Origin of the sequence: Pseudomonas sp. TCU-HL1 (assembly GCF_001708505.1) — a bacterium.
Lineage (GTDB): Bacteria > Pseudomonadota > Gammaproteobacteria > Pseudomonadales > Pseudomonadaceae > Metapseudomonas.
The window spans coordinates 6,044,182-6,067,847 of sequence record NZ_CP015992.1; the positions used below are offsets into that span (position 1 = coordinate 6,044,182).

20 protein-coding genes and 2 pseudogenes are annotated in these 23,666 nt (G+C 58.3%); 11 read left to right on the plus strand and 11 right to left on the minus strand.

Features of this window, described 5'->3' with window-relative positions:
* Positions 1 to 3: 3 nt before the first annotated feature.
* The 5 genes from THL1_RS27585 to THL1_RS27605 all read right to left on the minus strand — a co-directional run bounded on the left by THL1_RS27585 (position 4) and on the right by THL1_RS27605 (position 6,056).
* The gene (locus THL1_RS27585; RefSeq protein WP_069086215.1) at positions 4 to 396 is read right to left on the minus strand and encodes a MerR family transcriptional regulator; all 393 of its coding nucleotides are present in this window, start codon (positions 394 to 396) and stop codon (positions 4 to 6) included.
* A 396-nt stretch (positions 397 to 792) separates the two neighbouring features.
* A complete protein-coding gene (locus THL1_RS27590) occupies positions 793 to 1,698 on the minus strand; it encodes a hydroxymethylglutaryl-CoA lyase (RefSeq protein WP_069086216.1) in 906 nt (301 codons plus the stop codon).
* Positions 1,695 to 3,641: an acetyl/propionyl/methylcrotonyl-CoA carboxylase subunit alpha gene (locus THL1_RS27595; RefSeq protein WP_069086217.1), complete on the minus strand. Its 1,947-nt coding sequence runs from the start codon at positions 3,639 to 3,641 to the stop codon at positions 1,695 to 1,697. The genes THL1_RS27590 and THL1_RS27595 overlap by 4 nt, the downstream gene beginning before the upstream one ends.
* Positions 3,642 to 3,643: 2 nt before the next feature.
* A complete protein-coding gene (locus THL1_RS27600; RefSeq protein WP_069086218.1) occupies positions 3,644 to 4,435 on the minus strand; it encodes a gamma-carboxygeranoyl-CoA hydratase in 792 nt (263 codons plus the stop codon).
* 13 nt (positions 4,436 to 4,448) lie between these two features.
* Positions 4,449 to 6,056 carry a carboxyl transferase domain-containing protein gene (locus THL1_RS27605; protein ID WP_069086219.1) on the minus strand — a complete coding sequence of 536 codons (1,608 nt, stop codon included), beginning with the start codon at positions 6,054 to 6,056 and terminating at the stop codon, positions 4,449 to 4,451.
* A gap of 700 nt (positions 6,057 to 6,756) precedes the next feature.
* Here THL1_RS27605 and THL1_RS27610 point away from each other — a divergent pair.
* From THL1_RS27610 to THL1_RS27640, 8 genes are all read left to right on the plus strand, one after another.
* Positions 6,757 to 8,145, plus strand: a complete 1,389-nt coding sequence (locus THL1_RS27610; protein WP_069086220.1) for an amino acid permease — start codon at positions 6,757 to 6,759, stop codon at positions 8,143 to 8,145.
* A 129-nt stretch (positions 8,146 to 8,274) separates the two neighbouring features.
* On the plus strand, positions 8,275 to 9,591 hold the full coding sequence (locus THL1_RS27615; protein ID WP_069086221.1) for a phenylacetate--CoA ligase family protein: 1,317 nt from the start codon (positions 8,275 to 8,277) through the stop codon (positions 9,589 to 9,591).
* Positions 9,588 to 10,349 carry an enoyl-CoA hydratase/isomerase family protein gene (locus THL1_RS27620; protein ID WP_069086222.1) on the plus strand — a complete coding sequence of 254 codons (762 nt, stop codon included), beginning with the start codon at positions 9,588 to 9,590 and terminating at the stop codon, positions 10,347 to 10,349. The genes THL1_RS27615 and THL1_RS27620 overlap by 4 nt, the downstream gene beginning before the upstream one ends.
* Before the next feature lie 146 nt (positions 10,350 to 10,495).
* The gene (locus THL1_RS27625; protein WP_083246085.1) at positions 10,496 to 12,205 is read left to right on the plus strand and encodes a sigma-54 interaction domain-containing protein; all 1,710 of its coding nucleotides are present in this window, start codon (positions 10,496 to 10,498) and stop codon (positions 12,203 to 12,205) included.
* Between the two features lie 254 nt (positions 12,206 to 12,459).
* Complete coding sequence (locus THL1_RS27630; protein ID WP_145928447.1) at positions 12,460 to 14,349, plus strand: methyl-accepting chemotaxis protein; 1,890 nt, start codon at positions 12,460 to 12,462, stop codon at positions 14,347 to 14,349.
* An 84-nt stretch (positions 14,350 to 14,433) separates the two neighbouring features.
* Positions 14,434 to 15,081, plus strand: a complete 648-nt coding sequence (can, locus tag THL1_RS27635) for a carbonate dehydratase (protein ID WP_069086224.1) — start codon at positions 14,434 to 14,436, stop codon at positions 15,079 to 15,081.
* Between the two features lie 28 nt (positions 15,082 to 15,109).
* The gene (locus tag THL1_RS30005; protein WP_145928402.1) at positions 15,110 to 15,364 is read left to right on the plus strand and encodes a hypothetical protein; all 255 of its coding nucleotides are present in this window, start codon (positions 15,110 to 15,112) and stop codon (positions 15,362 to 15,364) included.
* A 518-nt stretch (positions 15,365 to 15,882) separates the two neighbouring features.
* A complete protein-coding gene (locus THL1_RS27640; protein WP_069086225.1) occupies positions 15,883 to 18,462 on the plus strand; it encodes a hypothetical protein in 2,580 nt (859 codons plus the stop codon).
* Here THL1_RS27640 and tnpC read toward each other — a convergent pair.
* The 3 genes from tnpC to tnpA form a co-directional block, all read right to left on the minus strand.
* Positions 18,444 to 19,970: an IS66 family transposase gene (gene tnpC, locus THL1_RS27645; RefSeq protein ID WP_069081355.1), complete on the minus strand. Its 1,527-nt coding sequence runs from the start codon at positions 19,968 to 19,970 to the stop codon at positions 18,444 to 18,446. The two genes, THL1_RS27640 and tnpC, sit on opposite strands and share 19 nt — an antisense overlap.
* Before the next feature lie 61 nt (positions 19,971 to 20,031).
* A complete protein-coding gene (gene tnpB, locus THL1_RS30875) occupies positions 20,032 to 20,367 on the minus strand; it encodes an IS66 family insertion sequence element accessory protein TnpB (protein WP_069081356.1) in 336 nt (111 codons plus the stop codon).
* The gene (gene tnpA / locus THL1_RS27655) at positions 20,364 to 20,681 is read right to left on the minus strand and encodes an IS66-like element accessory protein TnpA (protein ID WP_069081357.1); all 318 of its coding nucleotides are present in this window, start codon (positions 20,679 to 20,681) and stop codon (positions 20,364 to 20,366) included. Before tnpA ends, tnpB begins: the two co-directional genes overlap by 4 nt.
* Before the next feature lie 104 nt (positions 20,682 to 20,785).
* Here tnpA and THL1_RS31510 point away from each other — a divergent pair.
* A pseudogene (locus THL1_RS31510) lies at positions 20,786 to 21,058 on the plus strand (tetratricopeptide repeat protein); the annotation flags it as partial.
* Positions 21,059 to 21,288: 230 nt separating this feature from the next.
* Here the strand turns inward: THL1_RS31510 and THL1_RS31515 are convergent.
* From THL1_RS31515 to THL1_RS27670, 3 genes are all read right to left on the minus strand, one after another.
* Positions 21,289 to 21,444, minus strand: coding sequence for a hypothetical protein (locus THL1_RS31515; RefSeq protein ID WP_161490993.1), 156 nt, complete (start codon positions 21,442 to 21,444; stop codon positions 21,289 to 21,291).
* A 99-nt stretch (positions 21,445 to 21,543) separates the two neighbouring features.
* Complete coding sequence (locus tag THL1_RS27665) at positions 21,544 to 21,807, minus strand: type II toxin-antitoxin system Phd/YefM family antitoxin (RefSeq protein WP_069086651.1); 264 nt, start codon at positions 21,805 to 21,807, stop codon at positions 21,544 to 21,546.
* A 290-nt stretch (positions 21,808 to 22,097) separates the two neighbouring features.
* Complete coding sequence (locus THL1_RS27670; protein ID WP_145928403.1) at positions 22,098 to 22,544, minus strand: hypothetical protein; 447 nt, start codon at positions 22,542 to 22,544, stop codon at positions 22,098 to 22,100.
* A gap of 83 nt (positions 22,545 to 22,627) precedes the next feature.
* Here THL1_RS27670 and THL1_RS27675 point away from each other — a divergent pair, with 83 nt between their 5' ends.
* Both THL1_RS27675 and THL1_RS27680 read left to right on the plus strand, forming a co-directional pair.
* Positions 22,628 to 22,909 (plus strand): helix-turn-helix domain-containing protein, encoded by a 282-nt coding sequence (locus THL1_RS27675; protein ID WP_069086228.1) that lies wholly within the window; start codon positions 22,628 to 22,630, stop codon positions 22,907 to 22,909.
* 130 nt (positions 22,910 to 23,039) lie between these two features.
* Positions 23,040 to 23,648 (plus strand): annotated as a pseudogene (locus THL1_RS27680) (ATP-binding protein); the annotation flags it as partial.
* Positions 23,649 to 23,666: the final 18 nt, after the last annotated feature.

Below are 23,666 nucleotides of genomic sequence, written 5' to 3' on the forward strand. Positions count from 1 at the left end.
GTCTTACGCATTCAAACTGTCTGGGTGACCGTTCATTATCATTTGGAAATGCTCAGCTATTCCATCCAACTCAATGGCAAGCTGGTTGATCTCTAATATCTGTCGCTCAAGGAACACTCTTTTTTCTGCAATTTTGACCAGAGTCATCTCAGCCTGCTTGGACTTGCCATCTGACAATTCATACATTTCTATCAGGTCTCGGCATTCTGCCAAAGAAAGGCCCATCCGCTTTCCACGCAAAATCAATTTAAGTCTTACCAGGTCCTTTGAGGTATAGGTGCGCTCATGCCCGCGCCGCTCAGGTGCCAGCAACCCCTGCTCTTCATAAAAACGAATTGCACGAGTAGTGATGTCAACCTCTTTGGCAAGCGCTGAAATACTAAGATGTTTTCTCATCGTCAATTCTTCGGATGAATAACGCCTGAGCCGATTTAGGCGATGGCTTATACATTGATCTCTCCCTTAGCTTAAGTGTCGAGATCCGTATCCTCGATTGAAGATCCTTGATGTCAGCAAGCAATAACTTTCTGATCCGCAGTGATAAGAATGCCTTGCATCGTCTTATCGGAATAAAAAGGCGTGGCGCCCGTGCTTGACGACCACGCAAAGCCCATTGTCTGAGTGCAGACAATATGCACAACCAATTAAGTTGTGCCGGAATACGAAAAGCCCCACGCGCATCCTGCGAACGTCGCCCGTGGAAGCGCCGCTGCGTGGGAAACACTTCAAAAACTCCTAGTATTTGGAGTTATGGACCTGATCAGCCAAAACCCAAATTTTTTAAGCTTCTGATCAGATGATTTGAGCGCTCATTGCCTTCGATACCCGAGAGTTTGATTTGCGCTCAAGTGCCGAGCAGATGCGTTGCCCGGCGGCTACCAGCTTGCTCATGTCGATACCCGTCTCGATGCCCATGCCATTGAGCAGGTAGAGCACGTCTTCGGTGGCGACGTTGCCGGTAGCGCCCTTGGCGTAGGGGCAGCCGCCCAGTCCCGCGACCGAGCTGTCGAACACGGTGATGCCCTCCAGCAGGCTGGCGTAGATATTCGTCACCGCCTGGCCAAAGGTGTCGTGGAAGTGGCCGGCGAGGTGATCGCGCGGTACGCGGGCACCCACTGCATCGATCAGTTGGCGGGTTTTGCCAGCGGTGCCGGTGCCAATGGTGTCGCCCAGGGAAACCTCGTAGCAGCCCATGGCATAAAGCTCAGCGGCGACGGCGGCCACCTGCTCGGCCGGCACCTCGCCCTCATAGGGGCAGCCCAGCACGCAGGACACATAGCCGCGCACGCTGATGCCGTGAGCCTTGGCCGCTTCCATCATCGGTACGAACCGCTCCAGGCTCTCGGCGATGGAGCAGTTGATGTTCTTCTGCGAGAAGGACTCGGACGCGGCGGCGAACACCGCCACTTCCTTCACCCCGGCTTCCACAGCGGCCTCGAAGCCTTTCAGGTTCGGTGTCAGGGCCCCGTAGGTCACGCCGGCCTTGCGCTGGATCTGCGCGAATACTTCGCCCGACCCTGCCATCTGCGGCACCCACTTGGGCGAGACGAAGCTGCCGACTTCGACGTAGCTGAGGCCAGCGGCGGTGAGGTCGTCCACCAGACGCACCTTGTCGGCGACGCTGATGATCTGCTTCTCGTTCTGCAGGCCATCGCGCGGGCCCACTTCGACTAACCGCACAAAGCTAGGGAGAGTCATTCGTTCCCCTCCAGCTCCACCAGTGCGGTGCCTTCGTTGACCAGTTCACCTTCGCTGCAATACAGCGCCTTGACCACGCCGTCGTGGGGCGCGCGGATGCTGTGTTCCATCTTCATGGCTTCGAGCACCACCAGGGCAGTGCCGGCTTCGACCTTCTGCCCGGCTTCCACCAGGACGCGCACGATACTGCCGTTCATGGGCGCCGTCAGCCCGCCGTGATGCGCGTGACTGGCTTCGACTTCTTCGATCGGGTCGACGCGGGTGACGCTGCGCAGTTCGCCGCCCCACTCCAGATAGAGGTTCTCACCGCGACGGATCGCCAGGTGCTGGCGGCGCAGGCCGTCCTGCTCCAGGGTGATCTGCTCGCCCTTGAGCTGGATCGGGCTGGCGGCCACGCCACGCAGGCGGACTACCTGGCGCTCGTCGCCGCAGGTCAGGTGCAGGTCGGTTTCGCTCGGCAAGCCTGCGCGCCAGCCGCTGTTGCGGCTCCACGGCGAGTGCGGGTCATCGCCGCGTACGCGCTCGGCTTCGCCCTGGCGGAAGGCTTCGGCGGCCACCTGCCAGAAGGCTGGGGGCAGGGCGGCCGGGGCGGGCAGCAGCTGCTCCTGGTGACGGGCGATGAAGCCGGTGTCCAGCTCCGCATCGGCGAAGGCCGGGTGGGCCAGCACGCGGCGCAGGAAGGCCAGGTTGGTCTTGAAGCCGCCCACGGCGGTCTCGTCCAGCATGGCCAACAGGCGCTGACGGGCTTCCTCGCGGTTCTCGCCCCAGGCGATCAGCTTGGCCAGCATCGGGTCGTAGAAGGGCGAAACCTCGTCGCCTTCGGCAACCCCGCTGTCCACGCGGCGGCCAGGGCCGGCACTGGCTTCGCGGTACAGCGCGAGACGGCCGCTGGCGGGCAGGAAGTCCTGGTCCGGGTCTTCGGCGTAGAGGCGCACTTCGATGGCGTGGCCTATCAGCGGCACCTGCTCCTGGGTGATCGGCAGGGCTTCGCCACGGGCGACGCGGATCTGCCAGGCCACCAAGTCCAGGCCGGTGATGGCTTCGGTGACTGGGTGCTCCACCTGCAGGCGGGTGTTCATTTCCATGAAGAAGAAGTCGCCGCGCTCATCCAGCAGGAATTCCACTGTGCCAGCACCTACGTAGCCGATGGCTTGGGCGGCACGCACGGCGGACTCGCCCATGGCCTTGCGGATGTCCGGCGAGAGGCCGGGGGCGGGCGCTTCTTCCACGACTTTCTGGTGACGGCGCTGGATGGAGCAATCGCGTTCGTTCAGGTACAGGCAGTTGCCATGGCTGTCGGCGAATACCTGGATTTCCACGTGGCGCGGCTTGAGGACGTACTTCTCCACCAGCATGCGCGAGTCGCCAAAGGCGGACTTGGCTTCACGTTGGGCAGAGGCCAGTGCTTCGGCCAGCTCGCTTTCGCGCTCGACCACCTTCATGCCCTTGCCGCCACCACCGGCGGCGGCTTTCAGCAGCACCGGGTAGCCGATGCGTTCGGCGGCGTCGCGGAAGGTTTCCAGGTCCTGGGCTTCGCCGTGGTAGCCGGGCACCAGCGGTACGCCAGCGGCTTCCATCAGGGCCTTGGCGGCGGACTTGCTGCCCATGGCATCGATGGCGGTGGCCGGTGGGCCGAGGAAGATCAGGCCGGCATCGGCGATAGCGCGGGCGAAGCCGGCGTTCTCCGAAAGGAAGCCGTAGCCGGGGTGGATGGCCTGGGCGCCGCTGGCCTTGGCGGCGGCGATCAGCTTGTCCACCAGCAGGTAGCTTTCCGCCGGCTTGGCGCCGCCCAGGTCGACGGCGATATCGGCTTCGCGCACGTGGCGGGCATTGCGGTCGATGGCGCTGTGCACGGCCACGGTACGGATACCCAGCGCCTTGGCAGTGCGCATGACGCGGCAGGCAATTTCACCGCGGTTGGCGATCAGCAGGGTGGTGATCATTGTTATTGCTCCTGCCAGGACGGTTTGCGTTTTTCCAGGAAGGCGCGCAGGCCCTCCTGGCCTTCGGGGCTCACGCGGATGCGGGCGATGGCGCTTTCGGTGTAGCGGCGCAGATCCGGTGTAAGCGCACCGCTGCCGACTTCATGTAACAACGATTTGCACGCCCGCATGGCCAGAGGCCCATTCAGGAGCAAGGTGGCAGCCCAGGCTTCCACCGCCTGATCCAATTCATCGCGTGGGTAGCACTCGGCGAGCAGGCCCAAGTCGCGGGCACGTTGGCCGTCGAAGCACTCGGCGGTCAGGGCATAGCGGCGCGCGGCACGCTCGCCGATGGCCTGGACCACGTAGGGGCTGATCACCGCTGGCGCGAGGCCGATGCGCACTTCCGACAGGGAGAACCTTGCGTCCACGGCGCCGATGGCCATGTCGCAGCAGCTGATCAGGCCCAGCGCACCGCCAAAGGCCGCGCCCTGCACAATGGCCAAGGTCGGCTGAGGCAAGCGGTAAAGCTTGTGCATCAACTCACCCAGGACCTCCGCATCTTGCTGATTCGCTGCCAAGTCCAACTGGGCGGATTGCTGCATCCAAAGCAAGTCTGCGCCTGCAGAGAAATGCTTTCCTCGGCCGCGAAGGCAAACCAATCGAATCGTCGTATCGCCTTGAATTTCGTCGAGGGCGACGTGTAACTCGTTGATGACTCGCGAATTGAAAGCGTTGTTCTTGTCCGGTCGGCTCAGCCAGATGGTGGCCAAACCGCGAGCGTCTCGCTCAAGTTCAATAGTGTGATAGCTCATGATGAGGCCTCGCTTACATCCGGAACACGCCGAACTGAGTAGGTTCGTCAGGTGCGTTGAGGGTGGTGGAAAGGGCGAAAGCAAGAATTTCGCGAGTTTGTGCCGGGTCAATGACGCCGTCGTCCCACAGTCGTGCACTGGAGTAGAAGGGGTGTCCTTGGCGCTCGTACTGTTCCAGGATGGGCTGCTTGATGCGCGCCTCTTCCTCGGCGCTCAGGCTGTGACCGGCGCGTTCGCTCTGCTCGCGTTTGACTTGGGCCAGCACGCCAGCAGCCTGCTCACCCCCCATCACGCTGATCCGCGCGTTAGGCCACATCCACAGGAAGCGCGGGTCGTAGGCGCGGCCGCACATGCCGTAATTACCGGCGCCGAAGCTGCCGCCGATGATCACGGTGAACTTCGGCACCTTGGCGCAGGCCACCGCCGTCACCAGCTTGGCACCGTGCTTGGCAATACCGCCTTCTTCGTACTTCTTGCCCACCATGAAGCCGGTGATGTTCTGCAGGAACAGCAGCGGGATGCCGCGCTGGCAGGCCAGTTCGATGAAATGCGCGCCTTTCTGGGCGGCTTCGGCGAAGAGGATGCCGTTGTTGGCGATGATCCCAATGGGGTAGCCGTGCAGATGGGCAAAGCCGCACACCAGGGTGGTGCCGAACAACGCCTTGAACTCATCGAATTCGGAATCGTCCACCAGGCGGGCGATGACCTCGCGCACGTCGAAGGGTTGCTTGGAGTCGGCTGGAATCACCCCATACAGTTCCTCACTGGCGTAGCGAGGTGGGATGGGTTCGCGGCAATTCAAAGCGCCCTGCTTGCGCCAGTTGAGGTTGGCAACGCTGCGACGAGCCAAGGCCAGGGCGTGCTCGTCGTTCTCGGCATAGTAGTCAGCCACGCCGGAGACTTTGCAGTGCACGTCGGCGCCGCCGAGGTCTTCAGCGCTCACCACTTCGCCGGTGGCGGCCTTCACCAGCGGCGGACCGGCGAGGAAGATGGTGGCCTGGTTGCGCACCATGATTGATTCGTCAGCCATGGCCGGGACATAGGCGCCGCCGGCAGTGCAGGAGCCCATGACCACGGCAATCTGCGGAATGCCCATGCCACTCATATTGGCCTGGTTGAAGAAGATGCGGCCAAAGTGCTCGCGGTCCGGGAATACTTCGTCCTGGCGCGGCAGGTTGCCGCCACCCGAGTCCACCAGGTAGATGCAGGGCAAGCGGTTCTGCTGGGCGATGGCCTGGGCGCGCAGGTGCTTCTTCACCGTCAGCGGGTAGTAGGAACCGCCCTTCACTGTGGCGTCGTTGGCCACGATCATGCATTCCACGCCTTCCACGCGGCCGATGCCGGCCACCACGCCGGCGGCGGGTACGTCTTCGCCGTACACTTCATGGGCCGCCAGCTGGCCGATCTCCAGGAAAGGCGAGCCAGGGTCCAGCAGGCGGTTAATGCGCTCGCGGGGCAGCAGCTTGCCACGCGAGGTATGGCGTTCTTGAGCCTTGGCACCACCACCTTCGTGAACCGAGGCTAACAGGGTGCGAAGGGCATCCACCTGCTCAACCATTTTCTGGCAATTTTCAGAGAAATTACTGGATCGTGTATTGATCTGGCTGCTTATGACTGTCATCGCAAGATCTCGTCGAAGGTGATTGTTGTTAGCACTTTCACGGAGCCAAAGCAGGGTGCCCAGCGCTAATGTTTTTTTACGCTACGTTGACGCTTACGTAAGCGTCAACCCTGTTACCCCCCCAAACAAGCAGTGCCCTTCTCTAGTACGCGCGAGATGAAAATCCGCCTCTTAACGGGCCCGAAGAAACCCAAGGAAGCCCTCTAAGTCGGCACTTCTGAAGCTCTTAGCTCGCCCCGACAAAAGGGCAAAAAAATTCCCGGGAGAAAATTCAGCGCTAGGGAACCGTACTCACCAAGTCGGTCGAAGCTGCTCTCTGGGCATACGCTGGAAGGCTCCGAGCTTTCAGAGCGTGTCTTCAAGGCGAGGGGCAAACGAATGCAGCACCATGGCGGTGCCATATGTGTTGATTGCGCTCAGTAACAGGGCAACTGTTAAGAAATTACTCAGGGCGAGCAGCGGGCGAGAGCGTGTTTTTTACAGGCGGGCGAGGCTTAAGGGCAGTGCTGCGCCCCAAGACAAGTCAGAACGCAATTTGTAACCAATTGATTTATATCGATTAATTCTTCATGAAAAGCAGAAACTGTATCGTTCCTTTACACCTGTAAAACGAATCAGGTGCTCGGGTTGCTCCCAATTTCCTCGCTAGAAAAAGAAGTTCTGGTCTTGCGGTGGTAGTCCTGATTGGGAGCATACGAGCATGTCAATACAAGAAAACAGTGGTTTGGCGCACTCTCTAAAGTCGCGCCACGTAGCAATGATTTCGTTTGGTGGTGTCATCGGCGCGGGCCTGTTTGTGGGGAGCAGCGCAGCGATTCTGAGTGCGGGCCCGGCGGTCATAGTCAGCTACCTGCTGGCAGGCTTGGTCATCCTGATGATCATGCGCATGCTGGGAGAGATGGCTGTCGCCAAGCCCGGTAAAGGTTCGTTTATCGAGTACACCCGACTCGGGCTGGGTCACTGGGCCGGCTTCATCAGTGGTTGGCTTTACTGGTTTTTCTGGGTGATCGTTGTTGGCGTTGAAGCGATTGTCGCCACTGAGATCCTCCAGGCATGGATACCAGCGCCGGCCTGGGTCCTGAATCTCATTCTGATTGGCACGATGATGCTGACTAACCTGATGTCGGTTCGCGCCTATGGTGAGTTCGAGTTCTGGTTCGCTTCGCTCAAAGTCATCGCAATTATTCTGTTCGCGGCGCTCTGCATTTCCTACTTGTCAGGTCTGACCGGTCCTGGTCCCAGCAGCCTTGGCAATCTGGTGAATCACGGCGGTTTCTTCCCTAAAGGCTGGGAAGCGCTCTTTGCAGTCATCCCCGCCGTAATTTTCTCCTTTACTGGCAGTGAAGTCGCAACCGTTGCTGCTGCCGAGTCGGACGATCCGGCGCGAAACGTCGCTCGTGCAGCCCGCACCGTCACCTTGCGGATCATGATGTTCTATGTCGGGTCCGTGCTGCTCATCGTCTGTGTGCTGCCGTGGACTTCGCTGAAAGCCGGCGCATCGCCTTTCGTCGCGGTAATGGACTCCATGGGCATTCCGGGTGCCGGCACCATGATGACCCTGATTGTGCTGACAGCTGTCCTGTCCTGCCTCAACTCGGGCCTCTATGTCACCTCTCGTATCCTCTTTGAGCTGACTTCTCACGGTGATGCACCGGCTGCTCTCGGGAAAATGAGCGATCGAAAGGTTCCTGCACGCGCCATCCTGTTGGGCAGCCTGCTCGGTTTCGCTATCTCCATGCTGACCGTCATCTCCATGGAAAAGGCCTTCACTTTCCTCCTGAACGCCTCGGGCACCCTCGTGCTGTTTATCTACATCCTGGTAGCAATGGCACAGATCAAATCGCGCCGAGCCCTCGACGCGCAGGTTGGTAGCCAGAATGACTTCAAGATGTGGCTGTTCCCTTGGCTCAGCTACGCCACCATCGCCGTGATCCTCGCCGTGCTGGCCGCCATGGCCTACATGCCGGACCAGCGCAGCCAAGTTGTCATGAGCGGCTTGAGCCTGGCGGTTGTCACTGCCTGCTACTTCCTCTTCCGCCGACCGGCCCTGCTGAAGGGAAAGTCGGACCTTGAGGCCAAAGCCTCCTAAGTCCCTGCGGTCGCCAAAGCCCTATGGCTTGGCGACCCCATCTCAAACCCACAGTGATACCTGTTGTAGCTGTTGTGTCGGCGGGCATGGAACTGTCCGCCCGATACCTTTTGATCCCGGAGAAATTTGATGAGTAACGCCATTCTTCACCCTGAGTTCGAAACTCTGCCCGCTGCTGATGTCCTGAAACTGCAAAGTGAACTTTGGGAGAAGCAGTGGCAGTACGTACGCCAGACCTCGACCCTCTACCGCGATAAGTACGCCACTCAATTTCCAGAGCATCTGACACTCGAAGGGCTTCAGGACCTCCCGTTCACCGAAAAAGATGATCTGCGCCTCAGTCAGGAGCGCTCGTATCCCTTCGGTGACTACATCGCTTGTGCGCCGGAGAAGGTTGTGCGTTTGCACATGACGTCGGGAACAACTGGGCGTCCCCTGCAGCTGGCAAACAGTCAGAAAGACGTTGAGTGGATCGCCCGGATCGGTGGCCGTGCATTCTTTGCCGCTGGCCTGCGCCCTGGCGATCGCGTCGTACATTGCCTGAACTATTGCATGTGGACCGGCGGCCTGACGGATCACATGAACCTGGAAGCGGCGGGAGCATGCGTTGTTCCTTATGGTGTGGGCGGTGCAGAAAAGCTGCTGGAGACCATTGAGCAACTGGGCGTAACCGCAATTTCCTGCACACCTTCTTACCCTGCCCTTCTCGAAAAGCTCCTGCGCGAACAGGGTAAAGACCCGCGCGACCTGAACCTGCGCCTGGGCTTGTTCGGCGGTGAGGCCGGGTTGGACAACCTCGAATTCCGCCAAAACCTCGAGTCGAAATGGGGCTTCTCCGTCCGCAATGCCAACTACGGCATGTCGGAGATTATGAGCATTTTTGGTAGCCAGACTGAGCATACCAATGATCTCCACTTCCACGCCGGTGACGCGGTATTCGTGGAAATCCTCGACTCCAACGGCAATGTCCTGCCGATTCGCGAAGGGACTACCGGCGAGCTGGTTTGTACTCACCTTCGCAAAGAGTGCCAGCCGCTGATCCGCTACCGCACTCGGGACGTGATCACGGTAACCGGGACCGGAAAGGCGGATTGTGGTCGCACTTCCTGGCGCTTCCGGGTGACTGGCCGAACCGACGACATGTTCAACGTTCGCGGCATCAACGTATTCCCAAGCGCAGTTCAGAAAGCAGTAATGGGCCGCCCCGATATCAGTAGTGGGCAGTTCCGTATCGTTCTGCGCGGCGCGGGCCCCTGGGATCGAATCGAATTGAAAGTGGAAGCCGCTCACAGTCTGCCCGCCGGTGAGTGGGAAAACGCGGCTCGCACATTGGAGGCAGAGGTTCGCTTGCACGCCGGAGCAACCGCTGTTGTGACCCTGCTGCCCCCAGACAGCCTCCCCCGGACCGCCGGCAAAACCAGTCTTATCGAGAGGATCACCGCATGAGCACCGTACTCTATGAACGCCAAGGCTCTGTTGGCCTAGTGACCTTGAACCGACCAGAGCGACTGAACGCGATCAGCAGTGCCATGCTGGGTGACTTCGAGCGCGCGATGACGGAAGCAATCAATGATGCCGATACCGCTGCCATCGTACTGACGGGCGCCGGCCGAGCCTTTTGTTCTGGTGACGATCTGAAGGAGTTCGAGCAACAGAGCGAGAGTGAAGCATCCGTTCGAGCTCACATCGATGCGATCCAGCGGATCACCAAGCTGATGCTCGGCAGTGACAAGCCCGTTGTAGGTGCACTGCATGGGTACGCGGTAGGTGGCGGCTTTGAGTGGGTCCTCAATTGCGACCTGGTCGTTGCGAGCGAGAACCTCATCGGGTTCTTCCCAGAAATGGATTGGGGGAACTTCGTCACCGGTGGCGTAACGTACCTATTGCCGCAGACCCTTGGTTACCAGCGCACTTTTGAACTGATCGTCCTCGGCGAGCGCCAGAGCGCCGCTCGCCTACAGCAGCTTGGGCTCGTGAACTGGGTGGTCCCGCAAGAGGAAATGCTGACGAAGGCATTTGAGGTCGCGGAGAAAATCGCTAGCAAGTCGCGAGCTTCGGTCGCACGCTTGAAGACCCTGATTAACCAGGACCTCGGAGGACAACTCTGGCGCGCTGTCGCGCTGGAGGAGCAGGCAACGGTTGAAGCGTTCATGCGGCCGGAAGCGGCTGAGCGGGTCAAGCAGTTCGGACGCGCGAAGAGCTAACCTCTAACTCACTAGCCAGCGCCGAATAACGGCGCTGGTCGGTGATAAGGCTCACGCTTCAGGGAACGGTAAGGACGATGACGATATTCACTCGCGGGGCATGCATGTTAGACGATCAACAGAGTGCCGTTCTCCAAGAGCAACTCATGGAGCTGGCTGCACTGTTCGTGTCGCTGCAGCCAATAGCAGGGCTGGTTCTAGCCTTGTACAGCGAGGAAGGCCACCTGCTCGCATCGACGTCGCCAGATACCGAATTAGCGGAGCATGTGCCGTTCGAGGCCTCAGCAAAGAGCACCGACATTTATTTCTACTCAAATCTTCAGGGGCAGAAGCTCGCGTGGAAACACATTAGGTCGGGCCTATTGGCTTGTGCTCCTTTTTTCTTGGTCCAGGCAAGCCAAATTGATGACGGGACGTTGGCGAGTTTGTGCCAGTGCGGATCGAGCTTCATCGTTCGTCATCTGGAGCTTCTGGAAAAAACGCGGACGCTCAAACAGGTTATTCGCGAACAAGAGGCCATTATCGATCATATCTCCGATGGTCTGCTTGTTATGGATAGGCTGGGTGCTGTCCGCTATCTGAATACTACTGCCGCTCGCCTGCTCAAACTTGATGCGGTGCGCGCCATTGGCGTACCACTTAAAGAGCTTCTGGATTACAGTCTCAATATCGAGCCAGTTTTTCGGTCAGGGAAAGGTTACATTGATCGCGAGCTGCAAATAGACTCACCCAACCTCCATTTGCATATCTTGGACACAGCCATTCCGATTCGTGACGATGAGGGAAATGTTGTATCCGTGGTCAACACTTTTAGAGAAATGTCTCGCGTTCGAGAACTATCGCAGCGTATGGCAGGTGATTTGGCTCGATATCATTTCACCGATGTTCTGGGTCAGAACCGACACCTGCGCAACGCCCTCGCTGCTGCTCAACGTGCGGCTCAAGCTGATAGCAATGTCTTGTTATACGGTGAAAGTGGAACAGGCAAAGAAATTTTTGCGCAAGCCATTCACAACGATGGCCGTCGTTCAAATGGGCCATTCGTTGCAATTAACAGCGCCGCACTACCCCGTGATCAGATTGAAAGTGAGCTATTTGGCTATGCAGCCGGGAGTGCCGCTGGTGGAGAACTATCCGGCCGCCCTGGACGCTTTGAGCAAGCATCAGGAGGCACCATTTTCCTAGACGAAATTTCGGAAATGCCGTTGGACGTCCAGGGAAAACTACTCCGTGTTCTGCAGGAACGCCAAGTCACACGAATTGGCGGCACACGAAGTATCCCCGTTGACGTTAGGGTGGTTGCAGCGTCCAGTCGCAACCTGAGCGACATGGTGCTGCAGCACAGGTTTCGCGAAGACCTCTATTATCGACTTAATGTGTTGTGTATTGATCTCCCCCCCTTGCGAAAGCGCGGTGATGACATTGTGAAGTTAGCCGAAGAATTCATTCGGCGATACTGCACGGCACTGCATCGATCACCAATCAGGCTAGGCAGCAAGGCCATTGATCAACTGCTGGCATGCGATTGGAGAGGTAACATTCGGCAGCTGCAAAACGTCATTGAGAGGATGGTTAACCTAGTTGACTCTGATCAGCTTGATGAATTTCCGGAGGAGTGGCTGGAAGATAAAGTTCACCGAGATCCGTTGCCGGATGAAGGCGGATCATGGACTCGTGTAATGACGCTAAATGAATATGAGCGACTTGGTGTACGCCTGGCTCTTGAAGCAACGGATTACAACATCTCGCAAGCATCTGAAGTTCTGGGTATAACTCGCCCGACTCTCTACGCAAAGATGAAGCGGCATGGTATTGAAGTGTCACCAAAACTAAGTGAGCGACCCAATTTTGGGTAGTCACCAAGCATAATTGCAAACTTCTTTTTTGACCCTTAGCTCAAGACGCCGACGCAGAACTTCACACTGCACGCCAAACCAATACCTTTACCTGGAAAAACTCGACAAAAGCCGCATCGCCTTCGAAAAAGTATTTGCAACCCTTCCTTGAACAGGGGCTCGAACAGAGGTTAATCCTCTTTTTGATAAGCATCACTTGCTTCGATTTATTTGCAGCGAAGATGAACACCAATTTCTTACTTAAGAGAAATCCTGTGCCGGCACGATTAAGGTTTTCCCATAAAATACTCTTTGCAGCCTCGGCCACCGTTCTGGTTGTTTTTTTTGCATTTACCGTATACGTCGACAAAGCGCAAACGAGAAGTACGAAAAGAAATCTGGAAAGCTATCTCCATGATATCGGTGTTGTCACTGAGCAAAACATCAGTAGCTGGCTTGAGGGGCGAATCCTGCTGGTCGAGAGTTTGAGGCAAAGCATCGAGCTAGATCCGCGCCGGGAGCGCATCGCATCGGTCCTGTCTCAACCCGCAGCACGCCAAACGTTCAGCCTGACTTACATGGGGTTCAGCGATGGTGGATTTCTTGTAAATCCAAATACCGAGATGCCGTCAGGGTACGATCCCCGCACGCGTCCATGGTTCAAGGACACGCTGACAGTCGGGAAGACCAGACTCACAGAGCCCTACGTTGACGCAGCTACCGGCAATTTGGTGGTGTCAGTTACCACTCCCGTGATGTCATCCGATCAGTCAGTCGGCGTCGCAGGCGGTGATCTAAGCCTTGAAACGCTTGTGCGGATCATCAACGCGCTGGACTTCGACGGCATGGGGTATGCCTTCCTGGTCAGCGCCGACGGCAAGATCCTGGTGCACCCGAACAAGGACATGGTGATGAAGACCCTGCGGGACATCTACCCGCAGAACACGCCCGCCATCAGCACCGACTTCAGCGAAGTCGACGTGGACGGCACCACGCGCATCCTCACCTTCGCCCCAGTGAAAGGCCTGCCCTCGGTCAACTGGTACATCGGCGTATCGGTGGACAAGGACAAGGCCTACGCCATGCTCAACGAGTTCCGCGCGTCGGCCCTCATCGCCACCCTGATCGCCGTGGTGATCATCATGATCCTGCTGGGCATGCTGATCCGCGTGCTGATGCAGCCGCTGCACACCATGGGCCGCGCCATGCAGGACATCGCCCTGGGCGAAGGCGACCTGACCCGCCGCCTGGCGATCCATACCCAGGACGAGTTTGGCGAGCTGGCCGGCGCCTTCAACCGCTTCGTCGAGCGTATCCACGGTTCGATCCGCGAAGTGTCCTCGGCCACCACCCAGGTCAACCAGGTCGCCAAGCTGGTGCTCAATGCGTCCAACTCGTCCATGAATAACTCCGACGAGCAGGCCAACCGCACCAACAGCGTCGCCGCCGCGATCAACGAACTCGGTGCCGCCGCCCAGGAGATCGCCCGCAACGCCGCCGACGCCTCGCACCAGGCGTCCTCCGCGCGTACCCTCGCCGAGGACGGCCGTCAGGTGGTGGAGCGCACCATCGTCGCGATGAATGAGTTGTCCGGGAAGATCCGCGCCTCCTGCGGCAACATCGAGACGCTGAACAGCAAGACGGTGAACATCGGCCAGATCCTTGAAGTGATCAAAGGCATCTCCGAACAGACCAACCTGTTGGCGCTCAACGCCGCCATCGAAGCTGCTCGCGCCGGTGAAGCCGGTCGAGGCTTCGCCGTGGTCGCCGACGAGGTGCGCAACCTGGCGCACCGCACCCAGGAGTCGGCGCAGGAAATCCAGCAGATGATCGAGGAGCTGCAGGTCGGTGCCCGCGAAGCGGTGACCACCATGACCGAGAGCCAGCGCTACAGCGAGCAAAGCGTGGAAATCGCCAACCAGGCCGGTGAGCGCCTGGGCAGCGTGACCCACCGCATCGGCGAGATCGACGGCATGAACCAGTCGGTGGCCACCGCCACCGAGGAACAGACCGCCGTGGTCGACTCGCTGAACATGGACATCACCGAGATCAACACCCTCAACCAGGCCGGCGTGGAAAACCTTCAGGCCACCCTACGTGCCTGCGCCGACCTCGACCAGCAGGCCACACGGCTTCAACAGTTGGTGGGCGGATTTCGGATCTGACGGATTTGCAAACGAGCCGGCATAGCAGAAGGCATTTGCCGATTCTATTTCCTGTAGCTGCGGATCTTATAGAGAGGTTTGAACATGAACGATCTACAAGAACTGATTGAAAACAACGCGCGCTGGGCCGATTCGATTAAACAGAAGGATCCAGAATTCTTCGCCAAGCTGGCTCGTCAGCAAACGCCCGAATACCTCTGGATTGGATGTTCGGATGCGCGGGTGCCGGCTAACGAGATCGTGGGCATGCTGCCCGGCGACCTGTTCGTACACCGCAATGTGGCCAACGTGGTGCTGCACACAGACCTGAACTGCTTGTCGGTGATCCAGTACGCGGTGGACGTTCTCAAGGTCAAACACATCCTGGTCACTGGCCATTACGGTTGCGGCGGTGTGCGTGCATCAATGGAGGACCGCCAGTTTGGTCTGATCGATGGCTGGCTGCGCTCAATTCGCGATCTGTACTACGAGAACCGTGTGGAACTGAACAAGCTGGCGACGGAAGAAGAGCGGGTCGACCGCCTGTGCGAGTTGAACGTAATTCAACAAGTGGCCAATGTCGCGCACACCAATATCGTGCAGAACGCCTGGCACCGGGGTCAGAGTCTTTCGATCCATGGCTGTATCTACGGGATCAAGGATGGTCGCTGGAAGAGTCTGGACACGACCATCAGTGGCTTCGAGCAAATGCCGCCACCGTATCGACTGCGCCGTTGGACTGAACCGGCCTAACTCTGTTGTCGAGGCAGCGGAGGAATCGATGACGGCACTCCCCAAGGCCTGCGCCGCGCTCAGGATTGCTACAGAACAGTTCACTGGTTTGCTATTTCGCGATGACCTGGCATTTGTGAGTACAGGCATCCAGTGTCGCCTTGGCATTGTCCTTTTGCATAACTGCCATAAGGAAACCCGTGCAGGGCGGGCAATTGGCGCGGCAAGGCTTTCCTATTTGGTACTTAAAGATTCGATGGCTGGATGGGGCAATTCGCGCCATCCACTCATATTTGCAGGATGAGAGTTCCCGCCTGCGACCCGAGCACGAGTTCTCCCGCTTCGGCGTTAACTGTTAGCTCAGTTGTTGTGGGGAGACGTTGCACCCTCTGCATCCGCAGGGTTACCTGCTGCACCCACAAGGAGCACAGGATCTTCATTAGGTCAATGACCTACCCAAGGATGCCGGTGGCTGCTATCCGTGGCCACATGGGCATTCTAGGCACCGGAGGTTACAAGAACCTCCGGTGCTGCTTTCTGCGCCGGCTGGAACTGGTCAACGATCAACTTGGAAAATGCTCTGAAGGCGCGCCCAAGTAGCACATGGGCGGCGCCTCGGACAGTTCGATCGCCTGCAGCGAAACAATTGCCTCCTGATTTCCTCATGAGACGCTGGTCTAGTGGTCCCATGTCTGCCGCTGCGCGACCACGCGTTGAACCTCCGGTTGTATCGCTCAGTGCGATAGACTGACGATTTGTCAGGCTGATGCAGAGCTCAAGTGCTCGCAAGCTTGCATCGCTAAGGTTCAATCAGGGGGAAGAATGTCCGAGTTCATAAGGAAGCGGGTCACCAAAGACCTGATTGAAGAGCTTGCTGATATTGACGCTACATCCTTGGAGCTCATAGGCCACAAGGTCATCGAGTCCATCGAATCTACCCAACTGGTACACCACGGCGTCAACAAGGACTACAAGCCAGTTGGGTACACCGTCGATACCTTTTCTCAAGACTTTCGGGTGGTGGGCGAGTACAGCACTGAGGAGGGGTATTTTGAGGACGCCTCGGGTCGCAAGAAACTCAACCGGTTCGACAAGATTGAGAAGGACATCAAGCACGCCTTGAAGCTAAGCGGTAGCACTCCGCCAGAGAGGATTTATCTGGTATCGCATGAGGAGGAGCCCGCGTCATTCAGGGCGAAGTTCAATCAATCCGACCTCGGGAAGCTGCACTCCGGACGAGTAGTCTTTCTGGATGCACGCGAGCTAGCCAAAAACATCCTTCAAGGATCTCTGGATAATACAAATGCGGCCGACTACTACCGCCAGTTCCTCCCCGACTTCGCGCAAAACCTGGACAACTACGAATACTACGGGCGCGTTCCTCCTGCCTGTGCAAACCACCAGTCTGAGCAACTTTTTCTAGACGTAATTGAGCGTCACTTTGCGTCCGGCCAGCAGGTCTGCGTATTGCACGGGCTCAGCGGTTCCGGCAAAACCCAAGCGGCCATAGATTACGTACACAAGACCCTCGCCGAGTACGAGAACTACATCTGGATCGCTGGTGAAGACTGGAAGCGTGAGGTGCCGCTCAGTGCGATCAAGCGAACGCGCGGCGGCGTTGCAATCAACGTTGCGGGCATCTTCAACTCCTCGAGAACGCTCTTGATCGTGGATGACCTTTCACGAGCTGTGACAATAGAGTCCTTCACCGAACTTGAGGCCGGATTCGCTCGCGGCGGGCGGGTGGTCGTCACTTCCCAAATAGGCGATCTGCGTGGCGCGATCCATACGCAGGTACCGCAATTGTCGCTCCAGACAGCCTTTCGGATCCTCGGAGAGGACGAAGGCAAGGCTAGCGAAATATGCCGCCGATTCGTCGAAGCATGCCGATTCTCGCCGTTGATTCTCGCCGTAGCGCGACAGATGACTGAGTTAGACGATATTCCAAAGGAGGATCTGTACCACGAAGTCCTACAGATGCCTAACGCGGCGCATGAGGAGGATGGCCGGCCCATCATGGCGCGGATACTGCAGCGTCTGAGCGAGCCGAACCAAAACGCTCTTCTCAAGATTGCCAACAGCGGATGCACGACTTATGACTCGCAGTTTCTTACAGGATTCATCGGCCCGAGTGCACGCGGCTCCTTGCAGCGGCTAGCACTTCTTAATCGCGCGGCGACACCCTACACATTGACTGTCCACGATCTGATCTGCGGAGCCGTACGCCAGGCTCAGGATGGGAGCGAGCTCGCCAATGCTGTTGAACGATACGTTGAGTTGAATGCTGGCGAGATGGTGCCCAGCGTGATGAGGCAAATACACCTATGTGCCTCCCAATTGCTCGAAGCCAGTAAGCATTGCGGTGAGCGTAGCCCCGGCTGGCTGACATATGCACTGCTGCAGATGGACCGTGGAGTCACAGCCGATTGCTTTGGCCGTATACATGAACGCCCGCTGCGCACGGACACTCCTATTGCCGAGCTGCTTTGCATCGTCGATAGCAAGGAGGCCTACTCGTACTCACTGCCTCAAGAAGAGCGGCCTGCCTACTATCAGGCCTGCGCAGATGAGTATGGAAAGATCGCCCAAGAAGCGACAGATCTTGACGTTCGTGCAGAGTTGTTGCACCACCAGGGCAAAGCTCTTCGTCGTTGTGGGCAGCTCGAAGCGGCCATGGAGTGCTTCCAGCGCCTGCTAAGTGAAAAGCCGGAATGGCATGCCACTTATGGGCAAATTGCGCACATGGGAACCCAGCAAAACGCAAACAAGGCGATCAAGAGCGAAGGCGAAAACGCTATTGAAGCCCTGATGAAGGACATCCTCGAAAATCCTTATGCCGTGCCGCTTCGTGTTTCTCTAGCTGCATTGAGCCGACTTCGATCCTACGCAGATGTCAGCAAGAACTTGGCGAAGGATCCTGATACCGTCAAGAAGCTTGCAGAGGTGGTCGCTCTGTCCGCACTGGAAGGCTTTGACCAGTTCTATGAGGCATTTCTTGCGCTGACATCCGTGTTTGGCTACCACCACGCAGATGCTTGCCTGGCTGTAGCTGAAGCTTTTCCAGACATGCTCGCGATTCTTCCCGGCTCTGTGGATCGGCGGCAATGGGAGAACGCTTGCGAAGGTTTGACGAACATTGCAAGCGCTGCACGATTCGGCGGCAAAGAGGAGTTGGCAAAGAAGCTAAGTATCGCCGCAGTCGCATTTGCCAGGGAGCTAGGCAGTGTTTCAGGCGAAAGGCCTTACGTGGCGCGTTTGGTAGCAAAAACCTTTCACTCGGCAGGCAACCAGCCGGAGGCATTGGCCGCAATCACGAAGGTTCCAGAAGACTTGCGCGATCACTGGCTTCTTTGTAAGCGTACGCCGAACTCACCTTGCGTGATTCAGGCAGGTATCCACTGATGCGGCAGCAGTTGATCGATCTCACTTGCCCGCTGCGTCGGCAGTCGTGTCAGCACATCCTTGAGATAGGCATACGGATCATGTCCGTTCATGCGGGCCGACTGGATCAGGCTCATGATCGCCGCCGCTCGTTTTCCGCTGCGTAGCGATCCGGCAAACAACCAGTTCGAGCGGCCTAGCGCCCATGGCCGAATCTGGTTCTCGACCGGATTATTGTCGATGGGCACAGCACCATCCTCGACATAGCGAGTCAGTGCCAGCCAGCGTTTGAGGCTGTAATCCAAGGCTTTCGCCGTTGCTGATCCGTTGGGCACCCGATCACGCTGGGCCAGCATCCAGTCATGCAGCGCGTCGAGGATCGGCGAAGCTTTTTCCTGCCGTATTCGCCCGCGTTCTTCATCGCTCATGTCCCGTGCTTGCCGTTCGATTTCGTACAAGCCGCCAATCGCGTGCAGTGCCTGTTCGGCCAGTTGGCTTTTGTTCGCCGCGTGAAGATCGAAGAACTTGCGGCGGGCGTGGGCCATGCAGCCGATTTCGGTGATGCCTTGCTCGAAACCGGCCTTGTAGCCAGCGAAGTCGTCGCAGACCAGCTTGCCATTCCACTGGCCGAGGAAGTTGCGCGCATGCTCGCCGGCACGACTGGGGCTGAAGTCGTAGACCACGGCTTTCAGATCGGCGAAGGGCGTGGTGCTGTAGGCCCAGACGTAAGCCCGATGGGTTTTCTTCTCGCCCGGCGCGAGCATTTGCACCGGGGTTTCGTCAGCATGGATCACGCGTTGGCCCAGCACGGCTTCGCGCAGTGCATCGACCAGCGGCTGGAGCTGCACGCCGGTTTGCCCGACCCACTGCGCCAGCGTCGAACGAGCGATAGCCAGGCCGGCACGGCCGAAGATCTTTTCCTGCCGGTACAGCGGCAGGTGGTCGGCGAATTTGGCCACCATCACGTGAGCCAGGAGGCCGGCGGTGGGGATGCCCTTGTCGATCACCTGGGCCGGCACTGGTGCCTGGATCAGTGTTTCGCACTGGCGACAGGCCCATTTCCCACGTACGTGCTGTTCGACGGTGAACACGCCCGGCGTGTAATCCAGCTTTTCGCTGACGTCTTCACCGATGCGTTGCAGCTGGCAGCCGCAGGCGCACTGGGTGGTGTCCGGTTCGTGATGGATCACGGTGCGCGGGAATTGCGCTGGCAGCGGTGTGCGCTTGGGCTGTTGGCGTGGTTCGGCTGGGGCAACCGTAGGATTGACGGCTTTCAGCTCGGCTTCGATGGCCATGATGTCGGTGTCGAGCAGGTCTTCCAGCAGGCTGCCCTGGTCAGGGCTCAGTTGCTCGCTGCGCTTGGCGAACTTGTGCCGCTTGAGGATGGCGATTTCGTGGGTGAGGTTCTCGATAACCGTTTGGTCGCGGTGGATCTTCTTACCCATCATGTCGACCTGCGTGAGCAGCTGCGCGGCCAGTGCGCGCAGCTGTTCAGGTGTCAGTTGGTCGAGATTGGGCGAGGCAGTCATGCCGCTGATTGTGCCAGAGCAGGCGGTCAGCGGAGATAAACCGATGGGCTAATGGCAGGTGCTACAGCACTGTGATCGCGCCGGCTGCACCGACCCGCTGCCAGGGTAGACCCAGTACCAAAGCCTGAAGTTGCTCGGTGCCGAGTTCGACTTCCGAGCCGTGCCGGATGCCCGGCCAGTGAAACTTGCCCTGGTTCAAGCGCCGCGTAGCCAGCCAGATACCCACGCCGTCATGCACCAGGACTTTCATGCGGTTGGCGCGGCGGTTGGCGAAGAGATAGGCGCAGTGCGGCTTCGCCGCACCGAACACGGCCACCACACGCGCCAACGCGGTGTCGGTACCGGCGCGCATGTCCATCGGCTCGGTGGCGAGCCAGATGGTATCGATGCGGATCACGGGGTGAGCCCACGCACAAAGCAGGCGCAGCCTTCAGGATCGGAGGCTGGCCATTTCACTGTGACCGCTTGCTCGCCAAGGGACAACTCAATGATTGCGAACGCCTCAGTTGTTCGTTTAGGCATGGCCCTCAATGGAACGAACGCCGGCAACGCCGCTGGTGGCTGATCTCGGTAAAGCGGCAGCCACTTGCGAATGACGTTGGCGTTGATGCCGTGGCTGATGGCAACGCTGGAGACGGTCGCACCGGGTTGCAGGCACTCCTGAACAACCTGGGCCTTGAACGGTTTGGGGTAAGAGCTTCGTTGGCGCATGGAAATCCCGGCGATAAGGGCTATCGCGTCCGCTTAAAAATACGCGGACACCATCGCCCTTAATGCTGGAGTTCGGAAGGTGACTTGGCTGGACGCTTACGCTTCTTTATCAAAAGTCAAAGGTGGAGTTGGCGTCAGGGATGCATGAGGAGGCACGGGCTACCGCAGAGCAAGCTCTTGCTCTGGCGACTCAAGATGCTAAGGCCCAGAGACGGCTATCCATCTACCATGAGCAACTGAGTCAATGCTTCGAAGCTCTAGGCCGGTGGGAGGAAGCTATCGACAGTGCGAAGACGGCGTGTGAACTGGCGACTGATGCCAAGTACAAGCCGGTCCTGCAATCCAGACTTGAGAATTTGGCCCAGAAACTGGCTTAAGACTGGCATGGAGCACGTGGTCGGTCTTGCAGTCTGAGAGCGGACTGTCGAGTATCCTTCGTGGCGTTTGGTGGGAACCTGACTTCAGATCACTATCGACATTCACTGCACGGAATTGGTGATTGGTGGGTTCGAGGTGGGCATCCGTGCCCACGACTTCAAACGTTTCAACCTTTTTATCACTTACTGCACGCCAACCCGTTGCGTCTATTCAACGGGAGGAAGGGGGGTCAGACTCCTATGGGCGTGCCAGAGGTGAGCAATGGCGAGTGTTGCGTGGCGGCATCTTGCGGCGACAGCGCAATGTTGTCCGCCACGTAGTCATCCAGGCTCTTGGGCAGCAGTGTGCTTTGACCTCGATGTTCTTCCTGGATGAAACCCTTCATGGCTAACCCTGCTGAGATTGACTCCATCAAATCTCAGCAAGGTCGATGCCAACGTTTTTACACGGCCTGGGCCGACAGCAGCCGGCTCCGACGTCCATTTCAGAGGCCTGAGTTGTCAGTGCGAGTGGCGCGACTCGCCAGCTTCTGCAGGAGTTCGTCGCCGGTGAAGTGTCGGCCGCTCTCGATGTCTTTGTCACCCATGCTGAGCAGCTTTACCAGCGCGATGGCCTCTTGGGTTTGTTGATACTGCTCGAAGGACTGAACGACCATCGTGGGAAGACCGTTCTGGGTGATGCAAAGCGGTTCGTCGAGATCCAGCGTTGCTGCGTGCTGCTTGAGGTAGCTAATCGTTTGGATACGCATTGGAAGAACCCTCTCGAGAAAGCAAACAGAAGTCTGAAAATTAACGGGATTCCTATCCAGGGCACGCTCAACTGACAGCAGGATCATTTCCCTGGATGGCCCCCGTTGCTAGGGTCCATCGGCAACATGGCGATGACCGTTTTCATTAGCTGTTAAGTCTGATTTAGCTGGATAGCAAATCATGCGTTTTTCGCTAATGATTGGGCCGAACGACCGGATCTGCTGGTAGCGAATCGGTCGATTGGGCCTTATCGGCCAAAAGCGGAGCGGTGTGTAACGACCTTAGAGTCTTATAGTGGCGAGCTCGAGAGCATCGAAGAGCTGAACAGCGTTACCCGGCGTGCGCCCTGCAGCGTTGCAGCTTCTGCATCCCCATAGATGTACGTCCTATCGCCTTGGACCTGATAGGAGTACGCAACACCTGCAGCGGACTCAATCCGCTCAATCGATTCCAACGGTTCCATCAACCAGCGGCCTGATTGGTTGAGATGGTCAGGGGTGACCAACAGGACGCTGTCCATTCGCAGCCCATGCACTTGATCTGCCACGAGTGACTGTAGAAGGCGTTCGTTACTCAGCATCAGCATTGGATGGAGATCAAAGTCTTCTGCCAACTCAGTGGTGCCGACGTAGAACCAGGGGCGGTGAATGTTGTGTTCCACGCAGCTCCACGCCGTAGGGTCGTCTCCAAAGAGTTCGTATTGATCGATTTTCGAGTGCTGGTGAGTCAGAAACATGAGCCGATCTCTAAATATACTATTCATAGTATAGAACAAGATGCACCAAGACGGCTTCATCGTTCCTTTTGCGAGCAGTTGAAATGCGATCGGAACTCAAGCGTGCGCTTGGTGCGGCGCTCAAGTCGTATCGGCTCAAAAGGAACATTTCTCAAGAAAGCATGGGACCGAGCCAGCCCTACATCAGCAATCTCGAGGGTGGCCGATGGAGCGCATCACTCGACAAAATTGAGCAGATGGCTGATGTGCTGGGCGTGCATCCAGTCAGTGTCATTCTCGCGGGGTACCTCTCCTCCGACAGCATTGCAAACGCCGATGAAGTGCTGGAGAGAGTCCGCAGAGAACTGAAGGAGATTGGCCTCTAGCCCTAGCTGTGTCGTTCCTCTTTCATTCGTAACCTTTGCGAAAACAATCTACGAGCTCGCGCTCGTGAATACCTCACCCCAATCAGGTGCTTGCGCAAACTCGTAAAATTCAGAGGTTCCCCTTCTGTCGGTGCTGTTTCTCGACGAATTGCCCGAGTTCGATCGCAAGGTCCTGGAGGTCCTGCGCGAGCCCCTGGAGAGCGGCGAAATCGTCATCGCCCGGGCCCATGACAAGGTGCGCTTCCCGGCGCGCTTCCAACTGGTGGCGGCCATGAACCCCTGCCCCTGTGGATATCTCGGCGATCCCGGCGGGCGCTGCCGCTGCACCCCGGAACAGATCCAGCGCTATCGGGCCAAGCTGTCCGGGCCCCTGCTCGACCGGATCGACCTGCACCTGACCGTTGCCCGCGAGGCCACGGCCCTGGAGCCACCCACCCAGTCGGGCCCCGGCAGTGCGGAGGCCGCCGCCGAAGTGGCGCAAGCCCGCCACCTTCAGCTCCAGCGCCAGGGCTGCGCGAACGCCTTCCTCGACCTCAAGGGCCTGCGCCAGCACTGCGCGCTGGATAGCGCGGACCGAATCTGGCTGGAAGAGGCCTGTGAACGCCTCAATCTCTCCCTGCGCGCGGCCCACCGCATTCTCAAGGTGGCGCGTACCCTGGCCGACCTGGAACAGTCTGGAAAGATCGCCCGCCATCACCTCGGAGAGGCGCTGCAGTACCGCCCGGAAAGCCTGACCTGAAGCAATGAAAACTATTGA